Origin of the sequence: Streptomyces hirsutus, from assembly GCF_001418415.1 — a bacterium.
GTDB lineage: Bacteria > Actinomycetota > Actinomycetes > Streptomycetales > Streptomycetaceae > Streptomyces > Streptomyces hirsutus.
Genome location: NZ_LIQT01000072.1, coordinates 30,816 through 44,697 on the forward strand (window position 1 = coordinate 30,816; position 13,882 = coordinate 44,697).

10 protein-coding genes and 1 pseudogene are annotated in these 13,882 nt (G+C 72.0%); 2 read left to right on the top strand and 9 right to left on the bottom strand.

The annotated features are described in order from the left end of the window. Nucleotides 1-76: 76 nt before the first annotated feature. The 5 genes from AOK11_RS06535 to AOK11_RS06555 are packed head-to-tail and all read right to left on the bottom strand — an operon-like array spanning nucleotide 77 to nucleotide 8,523. On the bottom strand, nucleotides 77-733 hold the full coding sequence (locus AOK11_RS06535) for a potassium channel family protein (RefSeq protein WP_055592677.1): 657 nt from the start codon (nucleotides 731-733) through the stop codon (nucleotides 77-79). Next, a complete protein-coding gene (locus AOK11_RS06540) occupies nucleotides 730-1,389 on the bottom strand; it encodes a potassium channel family protein (RefSeq protein WP_055592678.1) in 660 nt (219 codons plus the stop codon). Before AOK11_RS06540 ends, AOK11_RS06535 begins: the two co-directional genes overlap by 4 nt. Continuing rightward, nucleotides 1,386-4,163: a cation-translocating P-type ATPase gene (locus AOK11_RS06545; RefSeq protein ID WP_240497244.1), complete on the bottom strand. Its 2,778-nt coding sequence runs from the start codon at nucleotides 4,161-4,163 to the stop codon at nucleotides 1,386-1,388. Before AOK11_RS06545 ends, AOK11_RS06540 begins: the two co-directional genes overlap by 4 nt. Continuing rightward, nucleotides 4,160-6,841 carry a formate dehydrogenase subunit alpha gene (fdhF, locus tag AOK11_RS06550; RefSeq protein WP_055592679.1) on the bottom strand — a complete coding sequence of 894 codons (2,682 nt, stop codon included), beginning with the start codon at nucleotides 6,839-6,841 and terminating at the stop codon, nucleotides 4,160-4,162. Before fdhF ends, AOK11_RS06545 begins: the two co-directional genes overlap by 4 nt. Next, entirely contained in the window at nucleotides 6,838-8,523 is a 1,686-nt protein-coding gene (locus AOK11_RS06555) for an NAD(P)H-dependent oxidoreductase subunit E (protein WP_055592680.1), read from the bottom strand. The genes fdhF and AOK11_RS06555 overlap by 4 nt, the downstream gene beginning before the upstream one ends. 450 nt (nucleotides 8,524-8,973) lie before the next feature. Between AOK11_RS06555 and AOK11_RS06560 the strand changes: the two genes are divergently transcribed. Continuing rightward, nucleotides 8,974-10,320 carry a PEP/pyruvate-binding domain-containing protein gene (locus tag AOK11_RS06560; RefSeq protein ID WP_107098513.1) on the top strand — a complete coding sequence of 449 codons (1,347 nt, stop codon included), beginning with the start codon at nucleotides 8,974-8,976 and terminating at the stop codon, nucleotides 10,318-10,320. Further along, on the top strand, nucleotides 10,317-10,598 hold the full coding sequence (locus AOK11_RS43335) for a hypothetical protein (protein ID WP_055592681.1): 282 nt from the start codon (nucleotides 10,317-10,319) through the stop codon (nucleotides 10,596-10,598). The genes AOK11_RS06560 and AOK11_RS43335 overlap by 4 nt, the downstream gene beginning before the upstream one ends. A 443-nt stretch (nucleotides 10,599-11,041) precedes the next feature. Here AOK11_RS43335 and AOK11_RS06570 read toward each other — a convergent pair whose 3' ends face one another. The 4 genes and pseudogenes from AOK11_RS06570 to AOK11_RS06585 form a co-directional block, all read right to left on the bottom strand. After that, the gene (locus AOK11_RS06570) at nucleotides 11,042-11,461 is read right to left on the bottom strand and encodes a CBS domain-containing protein (RefSeq protein WP_055592682.1); all 420 of its coding nucleotides are present in this window, start codon (nucleotides 11,459-11,461) and stop codon (nucleotides 11,042-11,044) included. 133 nt (nucleotides 11,462-11,594) lie between these two features. Next, nucleotides 11,595-12,185, bottom strand: coding sequence for a cation transporting ATPase C-terminal domain-containing protein (locus AOK11_RS44575; protein WP_478501585.1), 591 nt, complete (start codon nucleotides 12,183-12,185; stop codon nucleotides 11,595-11,597). A gap of 87 nt (nucleotides 12,186-12,272) precedes the next feature. Beyond that, nucleotides 12,273-12,847 (bottom strand): annotated as a pseudogene (locus AOK11_RS44580) (P-type ATPase actuator domain-containing protein); the annotation flags it as partial. Between the two features lie 118 nt (nucleotides 12,848-12,965). Further along, nucleotides 12,966-13,844 (bottom strand): potassium channel family protein, encoded by an 879-nt coding sequence (locus AOK11_RS06585; RefSeq protein WP_055592685.1) that lies wholly within the window; start codon nucleotides 13,842-13,844, stop codon nucleotides 12,966-12,968. Nucleotides 13,845-13,882 lie beyond the last annotated feature (38 nt).

Sequence of the window (13,882 nt, forward strand, 5' to 3'; positions counted from 1 at the left end):
GAGGACCTCTTGGGCACGACCGAAACAGGAACGTCCTCCCTCCCCGTGGGATTTCCGGCTGTCTGACGACGCCGGTCTACTGAAAGGCCGCGTGGATCTCCCGCTCGGTGGCGGCGTGGGAGACGACGAGGAGTTCGTCGCCGGGCTGCAGCCGCATCCCGGGAGCGGGGACCGTGGGCCGGCCCTCCCGGATGACGGTCGCGATGACGGTGCCCGCGGGGAGGGCGATCTCGGCGAGTGTGCGGCCCGCGGCGCGGGACTGCGGGGTGATGGCGGTTTCGATGACGTCGACGCCCGCCTTGCTCAGCCGCAGCAGGGCGACGGTGTCGGTGGCGCCGGTCGCTTCCTCGATGAGGGAGATCAGTGGCGTGGCGACGGGGACCGCGGTGTCCACTCCCCAGTTCTGGTCGAAGAGCCAGGTGTTCTCCTCGTCGTTGACGCGTGCCGCGACCCGGGGCACGGCGAACTGCCGCTTGGCGAGAAGACTGATGACGAGGTTGTCCTCGTCGTTGCCGGTGGTGGCGATGACGAGGTCTGCGGTGAGCGCTCCGGCATGCTCCAGGAAGGTGGGTTCGCAGGCGTCTCCCACCATGGTGCGTACGGGCAGACGGCCCTCGAGTTCCGTGATGCGGTCGTCGTCGATGTCGACGAGGGTGACGTCGTTGCGGGCGGCGGCGAGGACCTGAGCGATCTGAGTGCCCAGGCGTCCGGCGCCGGCGATGAGGGCTTTCACGTCCCCAGCTCCTTGTCCAGGAAGCCGCGCAGTCTGCCGAGCGAGGTGGCGGCGACCGCGAAGGTGACCAGATCTCCGGGCTCGGCCGGGGTGCTGTGCGCGGGGACGAGCGAGCGGCCCGCCCGGGTCACCTCGACGACGCGGATTTCGCCGTCCATGTCGAACTCCGTCAGCCGCCGCCCGGTGAGATAGCCAGGCAGCTGTGAGCGGACCAGCAGCGTTTCGCCGTTGCCGAAGCTGAGTTCGGGGGTGAGGTGACGGTGCAGCAGCATCTGGTGGATCTCATGCACCGTCCAGCGGACGCTGGCGATGGTGGGGATGCCGAGTTCACGGTAGAGGTCGGCGCGGCGGGGGTCGTAGACGCGGGCGAGGACGATCGGTACCCGGTAGGTCTCCTTGGCCGTCCGCGCGCTGACCATGTTGCTGTTGTCGCCCGAGGTGACGGCGACGAACGCGTCCGCGTGCTCGATCCCGGCGGCCTCAAGGACTGTACGGCTGTATCCGTTGCCCACGTGGAACTGGCCCGGGAAGCCGGCGGGCAGCAGCCTGCGCGTCCTGGCCACGCGGTCCACGATCCGTACGTCATGGCCTTCGGCGGCGAGTTGGGCGGCGAGCAGGGACCCGGCCCGTCCGCAGCCGACGATGATCACTCTCATCGCGTCCCTCCTTTCGGGTCTGCGGGCGTACGGCGGCGCAGCCACGCCTTCCTGAGTTCCTCGGCGACCAGCAGCAGCACGCCGAGCCCGGCGAGGACGGCCCAGTCGCCCGCGGCCAGTGGGGCGGTGTTGAACAGGGCCTGCAGCGGGGGCAGATAGCTGATGCCCGCCATGAGGGTGATGCCGAAACATCCGGCGGCCAGCAGCCAGGGGTTGGACAGCAGGCCGATGCGCAGCAGGCTCTGCCGGTCGGTGCGCACGGCGAGGGCGTTGAAGAACTGACTGACCACGATTCCGGCCTGGACCATCGTGATCGCCTCCCGGTAGACGGTGTCCTCCTCGGTGAACTCGGAGTACGCGATCCCCGAGGCGTGGATGTGCCAGAAGAAGACGGCGGTCACGCCGAGAGCCTGGATGCCGCCCAGGAACAGGATGCGACCCATGACGGCCCTGGAGAACAGCTGCTCCTTCCGTGAGCGTGGTGGGCGGTCCATGACGTCGGGTTCCGGCGGCTCGGCGCCCAGCGCCAGCGCCGGCAGGACGTCGGAGCCGAGGTCGATGGCGAGAATCTGCACGGCGCTGATCGGCACCAGCGGAAAGCCGGCCAGGGTCGCCGCGAGGATCGGCACGAGTTCGGCGATGTTGTGGCTGAAGAGGTAGATGAGGAACTTGCGGATGTTCTGGTAGACCGACCGGCCCAGCCGCACCGCCGCGGCGATGGAGGCGAACGAGTCGTCCAGCAGCACCATCACTGCGGCTTCCCGGGCGACATCGGTGCCGGAGGCGCCCATCGCCACACCGATGTCGGCGTGCTTGAGGGCCGGGGCGTCGTTGGCGCCGTCGCCGGTGACCGCGACGACCTCGCCGCGCCGGTGCAGGGCGCCCACGACCCGCATCTTGTCCTCGGGGCTGACCCTGCACAACAGCAGCTCACCCGGCCGGTCGAGCAGGGCGTCCAGGCCGTCGTCGTCCAGCGCCTCGAACTCGGCGCCGGTCGCCACGGTGGGGGTTGATCCGGTGACGATGCCGACCCTGCGGGCGACGGCCTCGGCGGTCAGCGGATGGTCCCCGGTGACCATCACGATCCGGATGCGGGCCCGCCGGCAGGTGGCGACCGCGTCGCTGACCTCGGGCCGCGGCGGATCCAGCATCCCGACGAGTCCCAGCAGCGTCAGCTCCGACTCGGCCGTGTCCTGGCGCGGACGGGCGTCGGGCACCGGCCGCCGGGCCACCGCCAGCACGCGCAGCCCCTGGGAGGCCAGCTCGTCGTTCGCGGCGATGACCTCGGCCCGCAGCGCGTCGGTCAACGCGCGGCGCTCTCCCGCCCAGTCGGCGACGGTGCAACGGTCGAGGAGTTCCTGCGGTGCGCCCTTGACGTACACGCGGTAACCACCGCCGTCGGTGCCCTTGTGCACGGTGCTCATGAGCTTGCGGCCGGAGTCGAAGGGGTACTCCGCGACGCGCGGTGCCGCGGCCTCCTCCGCGGCCACATCAAGCCCTGCCTTGGCCGCGGCCACGAGCAGCGCCCCCTCGGTGGTGTCGCCGAGCACCCGCCAGCCCGCCTGCTCCGACGGCGGGACCAGCCGAGCGTTGCAGCACAGGGCCCCCGCCCGCAGCAGCCCACGGACCGGCTGCGGGTCGACGACCTCGCCGTCGGGCGCGTACCCCACGCCGGTCACCGTGTGCTCCGCCCCGCCCGCCCACACCCGTACGACGGTCATCTCTGCTCGGGTGAGGGTGCCCGTCTTGTCCGTGCACACCACCGTGGTGGACCCCAGCGCCTCCACCGCCAGCAGTCGCTTGACCAGGGCGTGCCGCCGGGCCATGCGCCGTACGCCGATCGCCAGGGACACCGACAGGGTCGCGGGCAGGCCCTCGGGGACGAGGGCGACCATGACGCCGAGGGCGAAGACGAAGGTCTCGACGAACGGCTGCCCGGTGGGCAGGCGCACCAGGAACAGCAGCGCCCCGATCGCAAGGGCCGTCCCCGCGACCCTGCGGGCCATCAGGGCGACCTGGCGCTGCAGCGGGGTCTTCTGGCGGGGTGCCGCGGCCGTGAGCCGGAAGATCTTGCCGAACTCGGTGGCCGTGCCGGTGGCGAACACCACGGCCTTCGCGGAGCCCGCCACCACATCGGTGCCCATGAACACACAGTTGCGGGCCTCGAGCACCGGCCCGGCGGCCACGGGGTGGGCGGTGCGGCCGACGGCATCGCTCTCCCCCGTCAGTGCCGCGTTGTTCACGGAGACCTCGTGCGCCTCCACCAGACGGCAGTCCGCGGGCACCGCGTCCCCGGCCTCCAGCACCACCACGTCCCCGGGCACCAGCTCCCGCGACGGCACCTCTCGTCTCTCCCCGTCGCGCAGCACCCGGCAGGTGTGTCTGACCATCGCCTGCAACGACTCGGCCGTCCGCTCGGCGGAGTACTCCTGGGCGAAGCCGATGGCGGCGTTCAGCACCACCACGCACAGGATCGCCACGGCGAGTTGCAGCGTGCCCAGGTCCCGGGGGTCCTGAAGTCCATAGGCCAGGAAGGTGATCGCCGACGCGACGAGCAGGACGACGGCGAACAGATCGGTGAACTGGCCGGCCAGTTCCCGCCACAGCCGCGTCCGACCCGCGGAAGGGAGCGCGTTGGGGCCCAGACGGCCCTGCAGCGCCGTGGCGTCCGCCGACGTCAGCCCGCGCGGCGAGGTGTCCAGCGCCGCGAAGACCGCCCCGGTCGGCAGAGTTTGGACGGTGGGAGCGGAGCGCCCGGCTTCCTGTTCCGTCACGAGACGACCACGCGGACCGCCGTGACCTTGTACTCGGGGCAGGACGTCACGGTGTCGGCGTGGCCGGAGGTGAGACGGTTGACCCCGCTGGCGGGGAAGTGGAAGGAGCAGAAGACCTGGCCGGGCGCGGTCTGCTCGCCGACGCGGGCGATGAGCCGGGCCCGGCCGTGCCGGCTTTCCACCGTGACCGGCTCGCCGTCGCGCACGGCGTACCGGGCCGCGTCGCCGGGGTGGAGGTCGAGGAAGTCGACCGGGTCGAGGGCGAGGTTGGCGCCGCGCCGGGTCATGCTGCCGGAGTTGTAGTGCGCCCAACGCCGTCCGGTGACCAGGACCAGCGGGTAGTCGTCGTCGGGGTGTTCACCCGGCGGGAGATAGGGCGCCGCAGCCAGGTGGGCACGGCCGTCGGCGGTGGCGAACCGATCCCGGTAGAGCTTCGCCTCGCCTGGCTGGGCAGGGTCCCGGCAGGGCCACGGAACGGCGCCCTCCCGGTCCAGCCGGTCGTGGGACAGACCGGCGAAGACGGGGGCGACCCGACCGCACTCGGCCAGGGCCGCGGTCGGGGTCGGGCAGTTCAGGTCGGCACCCATGGCCGACGCCACGGCGTGGACGACGTCGAAGTCGCTGCGGGCTTCTCCAGGCGGGGGAACGGCGGGGCGGACCCGCTGGAACCGGCGGTCGAGGTTGACGAAGGAGCCGTCCTTCTCCAGCCAGGACGCGACCGGCAGCACCACGTCGGCGCGGCGGGCGGTCTCGGACAGGAACAGTTCGCTGCACACCACAAGCGGGCACGCCTCCAGGGCCGCGGCAACCTCGTTCGCGTCGGGGTCGGTGGCGCAGACGTCCTCCCCGATGACCCACAGTGCCCGAAGTTCTCCCCCTCGCGCGGCTGCGAACATGTCGGGAATCCGCAGGCCGGGCCGCTCGGGAACCGGCACGCCCCACACCGCCTCGGCCCGGGCCCGCGCCGCCGGGTCGATCACCTTCCCGTAGCCGGGCAGGAGGTCGGGCAGCGCGCCCATGTCGGAGGCACCCTGGACGTTGTTCTGGCCACGCAGTGGATTGACCCCGTGCCCTCGGTCGGTGCCCACGGCACCGCGCAGGATCGCCAGGTTGGCCAGGGACCGCACTCCGTCCGTGCCGTGCAGGTGCTCGGTCACCCCCAGGCCGTAGACGATCGCGGGACGCCGGGCCCGGCCGTAGAGCCGGGCGGCGGCGATCAGGTCGGCGGCGGGCACGCCGGTGATGTCCGCGACCCGGTCCGGCGGGTAGCCGGCCAGCAGCTCGATGAGTTCCGGCAGGCCGGTGACCCGCTCCCGCAGGAACTCCTCGTCGGTCAGGCCTTCGGCGAGCAGGACGTGGGCGAGTCCGTGGCAGAGCGCGACATTGGTGCCGGGGCGGGGCCGCAGATGCACATCGGCGTGCACGGCGAGGCCCACGGCGCGCGGGTCGGCGACCACCAGCCCGGCCCCGCGCAGCACGCGCCTCAGCAGCCGCGCCCCGACCACCGGATGGGCCTCGACGGGGTTGGCCCCCACCACGAGCAGGCAGTCGGCCCGCTCGACGTCGTCGAAGCTGTCGGTGCCGCCGGACAGGCCGAAGGACGCGGTCAGGCCGGCGGCGGACGGGGAGTGGCACAGGCGGGAGCAGTTGTCGACGTTGTTCGTGCCGATGACCACCCGCATGAACTTCTGGACGAGATAGTTCTCCTCGTTGGTGGCGCGGGCCGAGGAGATCGCCGCCACGGCGTCCGGACCACCGGCGGCGACGGCCGCGCGCAACCCTCGGGCGACATGACCGAGTGCCTCGTCCCAGCCGGCGGGCTCCAGGCGGCCGTCACGTCGCAGCAGGGGCCGGGTGAGCCGCTCGGATGAGGTGAGGTAGCCGTGGGCGAAACGGCCCTTGACGCAGGCGTGGCCCTGGTTTACCGGGCCGTCCCTGGCGGGCAGTACGGCCGTGACCTCGCCGTCGGAGGTGACGACGTCCAGGGCGCAGCCGACGCCGCAGTATCCGCACGTCGTTCGGGTCGCAGCCGGCCGGTGGGCGGAGGTGAGCCCGCGCGCCGGGCCGGGTTCGGTGAGCGCGCCGGTGGGGCAGGTGTCGACGCAGCCGCCGCAGGCCACACAGTCCGACTCGGCCCAGGACCCGCCGGTGCCGGGCGCGACCACGGTGTCGGCACCCCGGCCGACCAGGGTCAGGGCGAAGGTGCCCTGCACCTCGGCGCACATACGGACGCACCGTCCGCAGGCGATGCACAGGTCCCGGTCCAGGTGGACGTACGGGTGGGAGTCGTCCCCGCCCCGGCCTCCGGCACCCTGCGCCGTATCGGGGCCGATGCCCGACGACCGGCAGACCTCGGCCAGTTCACTGGGGTTGCCGTCGGCGAGGGCGCGGGGCGGCAGGGCGGAGGCGATGACCTGCACTGCCTCCCGGCGCAGCTGCCGGAGATCATCGGTGGCGGTCTCGACGTGGGCACCGGAGGCGGCCGGGGTCACACAAGCCGCCACGATCCGCCCGCCGGCACGGACGAGGCAGGTACGGCAGGAGCCGGCCGGGCTGAGCCGGTCGTCGGAGCACAGCGCGGGCAGGTCGATCCCGGCCGCCCGCACCGCCGCAAGCAGGGACGCTCCCTCGGCCACGGCGACGCTCGTGCCGTCGACCTGGATCTCGATTCCGGTCATGGCTCCCATCCCGCCAATCGGTCGCCGTAGACGTGGGCGAGGCTGTGCACGGTGGGCGGGATACGCCGCCCGAAAGCGCACAGGCTCGCCTCGGTCAGCACATGCGCGAGCCGTTTCCACTCGGCACCGGGCGGAGTGTCGGCCAAAGCCAGCTCCAGGCCACGGCCCGAGCCCACGCGGCAGGGGGAGCAGGCGCCGCAGCTCTCCGCTGCCGCGAACTCCCACACCTGCCGCAGCATGTCCTCCGGTGCCACACGCCGGTCGAAGGCGACCAGTCCGGCATGGCCCAGTGCGGCGCCGCGGGCAGCGATGCCGGCGGTGGTGAGCGGTACGTCCAGCGCGTCGGGGGCGAGGAAACCGCCCAAGGGGCCGCCCACCTGGACAGTGGTCAGCTCGCTGCCGCCCTTCAGGCCGCCTCCCAGCTCGGTGACAATGCGCAGCAGCGAGGTGCCCAGCTCGACCTCGTACGCTCCCGGCCGGGCGAACCGCTCCGACAGACAGACCAGTTTCGTCCCCGTCTCGTCCGGCGTCCCGCGCCGGGCGTACGCGTCGCCGCCCCGGGCCACGATCCACGGAACGGCTGCGAGGGTCTCCACGTTGTTCACCACGGTCGGCGCATCCCACAGTCCGCGCCCGGTCGGGTACGGCGGGCGCGGCCGGGCGCAGCCCCGGTCCCCTTCCAGGCGTGCGATCAGCGCGGTCTCCTCCCCGGCGACGTACGATCCGGCGCCCTCCACCACCTCGACGTCCAGGGCCGTGTCCGTGCCGTGCGCGGAGGGGCCGAAGTGCCCGTCGGCGTAGGCACGCTCCACTGCTTCACGTATGTGTGCCAGTGCCTGCGGATACTCCGAGCGCACCAGCACCACGCCCCGGCGGGCGCCGCAGGCGAAGCAGGCCAGCGCCAGGCCCTCCAGCACCCGCTCCGGATCGGTCTCCATCAGCAGCCGGTCGGCGTACGATCCCGGGTCCCCCTCGTCTCCGTTGGCCACCACCACGGTGCCGGGCACCCGGCCGGCCGCCTCCCACTTCGCCGCCACCCGGAAGCCCGCTCCTCCACGTCCCCGCAGCCCGGAGGCAGCCACCTCCCCGTGGACCTGGTCAGCACTGCCGGCCGTCACGATTCCCGGCCACACCTGCCACGCCGGCTCACCGGCGACCACCCCTGCCAGCAGCACAGGGTCACCGGTGTCGTCGGCCACCGGCATCCGCGGAGCCGACGGTGGCTCGCGCCCTGCCAACTGGGCGGCGAGCGCAGGGCCCGTGCAGGGCGTGTCGCCGTCGAGCGCGGCGGGGCCGGCGTAGCAGTACCCAAGACAGCGGACGGCCTGCAGCGACGTCTCTCCGCCCGGCGAGACGGTGCCCACCGTGACGCCCAGTTCCTCTTCTATCTGGGTGAGTTGCCGTCCCGCCTGCGCCGCGAAGCAGGCCGTCGCCGTGCAGACCCGGACGTGACGGCTCCCGTGCGGGGCGACGAGGTCCGCGTAGTGGGCGGCCGGTCCGAGTGCGGCGGCGGCAGGCAGGCCGAGGCCGGCGGCGACCGCCGGAGCCCAGCTGGCGGGGCCGTCCCCCGTGCCCGCTCTGGTGCGGGTCAGGCTTTCCATCAGCCGCTCACCGGCTCTTCCGCGCCGCTCGGAGAGGGCGCGGAAGGCGTCGTAACGGCCAGCAGGACGAATGGAAGGCATATTTTCATGGTGGCGGTAGACACATTGCCCCACAATTCAGACTTTTAGAGCGCATGGTCGAACCGGCCGGCGGCGACACCCGCATCGCTCCGGCCGCGGTGTCCGCAGTCAAGGGTTGCCCGGTCACCTTCCTCGGGTCCGCGAGCGGGAGCACCGGGCGCCGTGCAGCAGCGCATTGTGCGGAAGGTGCGGCCGACGGAACGATCTGTGTTCCGATCCGTCCCGAACGGGCACTTGTGTCACGGGTTCGGCCATGGGTACCCACCGGGACCTGCGCGAGGTGCTCGCGCTGCACGCCGCCGGACGTACCAGGTCATCGTGCGGACCTCTGCAGCCGCCGACGAGTTCATCGCCGAAGTCCTGGACGGGCGGTAGTCCTGGACGGGCGGTTCAGGACACGCATCGTCCTCGAGATGCAATTCGACCGCAGCCGGAAGGAAGAGCACCGCCATGGTCCACTACGTGTACGCGTTCACCGAGGGCGGCCGGGACATGGCCGGCCTGCTCGGCGGCAAGGGCGCCAATTTGGCCGAGATGACCAGCTTGGGCCTGCCGGTGCCGCCCGGCTTCACGGTGACCACTGAAGCTTGCCGCTCATTCCTCACCACGGGCAGCGAGCCGGCCGGCCTCGCCCGCGAGATCTCCGATCATCTGGCCATGCTGGAGCAGGTCGCCGGGCGGCGGCTGGGACAGCCGGACGACCCGCTGCTGCTGTCGGTCCGTTCCGGGGCCCGCTTCTCCATGCCCGGCATGATGGAGACGATTCTCGACATCGGTCTCAACGACGACTCCGTCCTGGGCCTCGCGAAGTCCTCCGGGAACGAGCGCTTCGCCTGGGACTCCTACCGCCGCCTCGTGCAGATGTTCGGCAGTACCGTCATGGGTGTCGACAGCGCCCTGTTCGAGAGCACCATGGCCCGGCTCAAGCAGGCGCGCGGCGCGGTCGACGACCTGGGGCTGGACGCGGCCGATCTGGCCGGGCTCGTCGAGGCGTACAAGGAGCTGATCCGCCGGGAGACGGGCGAGTCCTTTCCGCGGTCCCCGGCCGAACAGTTGCGGCGGGCGGTCCTGGCCGTCTTCCGGTCGTGGAACGTCGAGCGGGCCCGCGTGTACCGCCGTCGTGAGCACATCCCCGATGGCCTCGGCACCGCGGTCAACGTGCAGACCATGGTCTTCGGCAACCTTGGTCCCGACTCCGGCAGCGGCGTCGCCTTCACCCGCGACCCGGCCACCGGCCGCTCCGGCCTGTACGGCGACTACCTGCCCAACGCGCAGGGCGAGGACGTCGTCGCGGGCATCCGCAACACCGTGCCGCTGGACGAACTCGGCCGGCTGGACCCCGACGCGTTCACCCGGTTGCGCGACCACATGGCCACGTTGGAGGCCCACTACCGCGACCTGTGCGACATCGAGTTCACCATCGAGCGCGGCCGGCTGTGGATGCTGCAGACCCGGGTCGGCAAACGTACGGCGGAGGCCGCGTTCACCATCGCCGCCGAGCTGGCCGACGATCGGCTCATCACCCCGGACGAAGGCCTGGCGCGGGTCAGCGGCGACGAACTGGCCCGGCTGATGTTCCCCCGGTTCGACACCTCCGCCGTCGCCGAGGGCCGCGCCGCACGGCCCGGCCTGAAGATCGGCGTCTGCGGTGAACACGGTGGCGACCCGGAGTCGGTGCACTTCTTCCACGCCGCCGGTCTCGACTACGTCTCCTGCTCCCCGTTTCGCGTTCCGGTCGCCCGCCTGGAGGCAGGGCGGGCCGCGCTCTCCGGGACCGAGGTCAGCGACAGCAGGTGACCGGCGGCCGTCCGGCCCGGACATCCGGGCTTACGGACCATCGTCAACGCGCCTTCCCCGCAGGGCTCGACGGCGGCGTCCACAACGGCCTGCTGCCGTCACCGACACTGGGCTGCGGCTCGTCGGGCAGCACGTTCGTGCCCAACGACGTCTCCGTCGGCCGACTACGCATGCACGCCCGGTGTGGCGACCGTCGACCCGCTGCCGACCACCAAGACGACCCGGCGTCGGCGGCCGACGGCGGCTTCGACGCCCTGACCCACGTCGTCGAGGCGTAGCAGGGGCGGGAGGCGGAATCCGCGGCGCCGGTGGGGGAGTCGCGAACTGCCGTGATGCTCATCCCTTCCAGAGGGCGACGCAGGACGTGGACGACTCTCCTCGCCTCTTCGACGTCTCGCGTCACGGACATCCGCCATAGGGGCCGCAAGGCCTGGACAGCGGGCCGAACGCCCCCTGGGCGAAGCCCTGTTGGTAGGCCGTGAGCCGTCCGCTCCTGCCAGGCTCACCCGGTCGGGACGCGTGGGACGTACTCGGAGTCGACTCGACGCCCTGTCAGACCCATCGGCATGCGGCGGGTGTCCGCAAGCCCTCCCGAGGGTTCCGAGAAAAGGACGACACCCCGGCGCCACCGGTGATGGCCGCCGCTCGCTCGTCGAGACGTTCCAGCACGGCCTCCTGAACCAATGGTCCCTACGAAGAATCGCCAGGGACGACAGGCCGGTCAGGATGTCGCGCAGACCGCCTCGACGAAGCGACCCACCTGGTCCTCGGGCAGGTGACGTGCGAGGTCCGCCTCGCTGATCATGCCGACGAGGCGATGGTTGTCGGTCACCGGCAGCCGACGGATCCTGTGCTCCTCCATGGTGTGCAGGACCTGGCCGGCATCGGCCTTGGCATCGATCGTGACCGGCTTGCCCTGCTCCAACTGGCCGGCACTCATGGTCCGGGGGTCCTTGCCCCTGGCGAGACACTTCACCACGATGTCGCGGTCCGTGATGATCCCGTGGAGCCGGTCGTCCGGTCCGCAGATCGGCAGGGCTCCGACGTCCAGTTCCTTCATCCTGCGTGCCGCGTCCTGAAGCGTTTCGTTCTCCTGTACGCAGGTGGCACCGGCGTGCATGATCTCCTGGGCAGTCGTCATGGTCGTGTCCTTCCGGCGTCGCTGCCGGAGCGGGAGGAGGTCGTGGAGTCCGACCCGCTCCGGCCGGTCTCGTCCTTCAGACCAGTGTCGGCTGCTCTCCGCCCTTGCGCATGCCGGGGGAGAGGCGGTCGCGTCACCGCGTGGCGATGTGTTCGACGACGTCTCGGGTCGCCGATGGGCCCCCGCGCGGCGGGCGTTCCGGTCCGAACCCTGTCTGGAGCCGCATGACGACAGGGCCGAGGCCGGACAGCGCACAGGCGATCACCAGGTCGGTGGGAGACAGAGGCTCCGTACCCAGCAGGTCCTGGAGGGGCGGCAGGTAGACGCCGGCTGCCTGCAGGCTCAGTGCCGTCCCCACCGCGATCAGCAGGAACGGGTTGGTCAGGCTGCCGGGACGCGCCCGGGACCCGAGTGCCACGCCGAGCTGGGTCGCCCCGAGCACCAGGAAAATCATGGACTGCCAGGGGCGTCCGGTCTCCCGGGCCCAGATGCCGGCCGCGAGAGTCACGGTGGCGATGAAGGCGCCCATGAACAGGCTCCGCGGCCACAGACCCGCCCCCAGCGCACTCTCCGCGGGAGGCCGGGGCGGGTGGCGCATCGTGGCCGGGGCGACGGGTTCCGCGCCGAGAGCGACGCCGGGCAGGCCATGTGTGAGCAGGTTGATCCACAGGATCTGTGCGGGCAGGAGCGGTAGCGGCATTCCCAGGAAGGGGCCGAGGAGCATGACCAGGATCTCCGCCGTGCCACCGGCGAGGGCGCTGTCGGCCCCGGTGGCGGTCACGTCGACCCGTCCGTGGCCCCGGACGATGACCGTGCCCGCCGACACCGTCCCGCGCGTGCCGTCCCCGTCGGGGGCCTTCTCCACCGGAGCGGACTCACCCGTCAGCGACGACTCGTCCGCCAGCAACGACGCCGCGGCGAGCACGTCCGCGTCTGCGGGGACGACGCCCCCTCGGCCACCAGGACCAGGTCGCCCGGAACCACCTCGCTCGCCGCGACGGAGCGTTCCTCACCGTCCCGCACCACCCTGGCGGCGGGGGCGTTCATGGCGGACAGGGCCGCTACCGCCTGTTCCGCCCGCACCTCCTGCACGACGCCGACCACGGTGTTCACGGTGAGCACGAGCAGGATCACGGAGGCGTCGGAGAGATCGCCGGTGGCGATCGTCAGGGCGGCCGCCACGAGCAGGACGAGGACCAGCGGGTCGCGCAGTTGCTGCAGCACCCGCCGCCACACCGGGATCCGCGGTTCTGAGGGGATCTCGTCGGGCCCGTGGCGCGTCAGACGCCGTGCCGCCTCGTCCGACGACAGACCTGTAGCGGGAGTCACATCCGGGCGTCGGCCTGCTTCGGCAGCGGGTTTCCGGCTGCCACCGGGGCGGTTCACCGCCGTCGCTGAGGTGTGTCCGGACGGCTCTGCGTGCTGGGTGCCATGACCGCTCCCGTCCTGTGACCGGCCGCCCCGAGGGACGGAACCCCCTTCTCAGAGTGCCGCCCCTGCCCGCTCAGGGCTGGGCGCCGTCGCGGCCGTGGTCGGCGGCGTAGGCGGCGAACACGGCCGCCGGCGGGCCGCCCGTACGGAGGAAACGCTGGTCGAGGATGGCGGCGAGGTCCTTCAGCGCGCCGGCGAGCAGGGCGCCGGCCAGTCGTACCTCCGGCCGTCGGGCCGCCTGCCCGTGTCGGGTGAGCACGGTGGCGTAACCGACCATGGCCGCCAGCGACGAGTGGTCCTCCCCGTCATGGAAGTAGTACGCCTCGGCGTACTGGGTGAAATCGATGCGGACACGTGCGACTTCGCCGGCCAGGCTGTCCAGCAGCAGCGCCCCCGCGGTGCAGTCGAGCTGCCGCGTCGTCGGACCCGCTTCGCGCAGCAGAGCCAGCCGGAGGGCCAGAACCCTCCTGCGGGTCAGCGCCGGATAGATCTCCAGCACCCAGGAGACGGTGGCCGTCAGGAGGACGAAACCGACGAGGGCTTCGAGCGGTGAGACCAGACGGAGCCAGTCCTCGCCGGGTGCGATGTCACCCAGCCCCAGGGTGGCCACCGTGACCAGAGACAAGTACACGGAGTCGAGCAGAGCCGGCTCCTGCGCCGCCTGGGAACCGGGGGAGAAGGTGAACGCCCCGGGCATGTGGGGCCAGTAGACGATCGCCCAGCCGAGGACGACGGTGACGGTCCACATGCTCACCACCGTGACCATGGCGAGCGGCCCGACGAGCCCGACCACGCGCCCGGGCGCACGGAAACGCCGGGCCAGTCGCCAGAGCGCCGTCATCACGAGGCGGCTCAGCCCTCCGTGGCGTGTGGGGTGCCAGAGTGTGTGGAACAGGTCCCGCAGGGTGACCATGACGAGCCCGGCTCCGACCAGCGAGACCAACCACTTCATCCGCGTCTCCCCACGGTCCTGTCGAATGGACGGAAACC

Excerpts from the sequence above, each read along its gene's own strand:
- AOK11_RS06570 (WP_055592682.1), bottom strand. The coding sequence starts at position 11,461 with ATGACGACTGCCCAGGAGATCATGCACGCCGGTGCCACCTGCGTACAG.
- AOK11_RS06585 (WP_055592685.1), bottom strand. The coding sequence starts at position 13,844 with ATGAAGTGGTTGGTCTCGCTGGTCGGAGCCGGGCTCGTCATGGTCACC.
- AOK11_RS06540 (WP_055592678.1), bottom strand. The coding sequence starts at position 1,389 with ATGAGAGTGATCATCGTCGGCTGCGGACGGGCCGGGTCCCTGCTCGCC.
- fdhF (WP_055592679.1), bottom strand. The coding sequence starts at position 6,841 with ATGACCGGAATCGAGATCCAGGTCGACGGCACGAGCGTCGCCGTGGCC.
- AOK11_RS06555 (WP_055592680.1), bottom strand. The coding sequence starts at position 8,523 with ATGCCTTCCATTCGTCCTGCTGGCCGTTACGACGCCTTCCGCGCCCTC.
- AOK11_RS06560 (WP_107098513.1), top strand. The coding sequence starts at position 8,974 with ATGGTCCACTACGTGTACGCGTTCACCGAGGGCGGCCGGGACATGGCC.
- AOK11_RS44575 (WP_478501585.1), bottom strand. The coding sequence starts at position 12,185 with ATGCTCCTCGGCCCCTTCCTGGGAATGCCGCTACCGCTCCTGCCCGCA.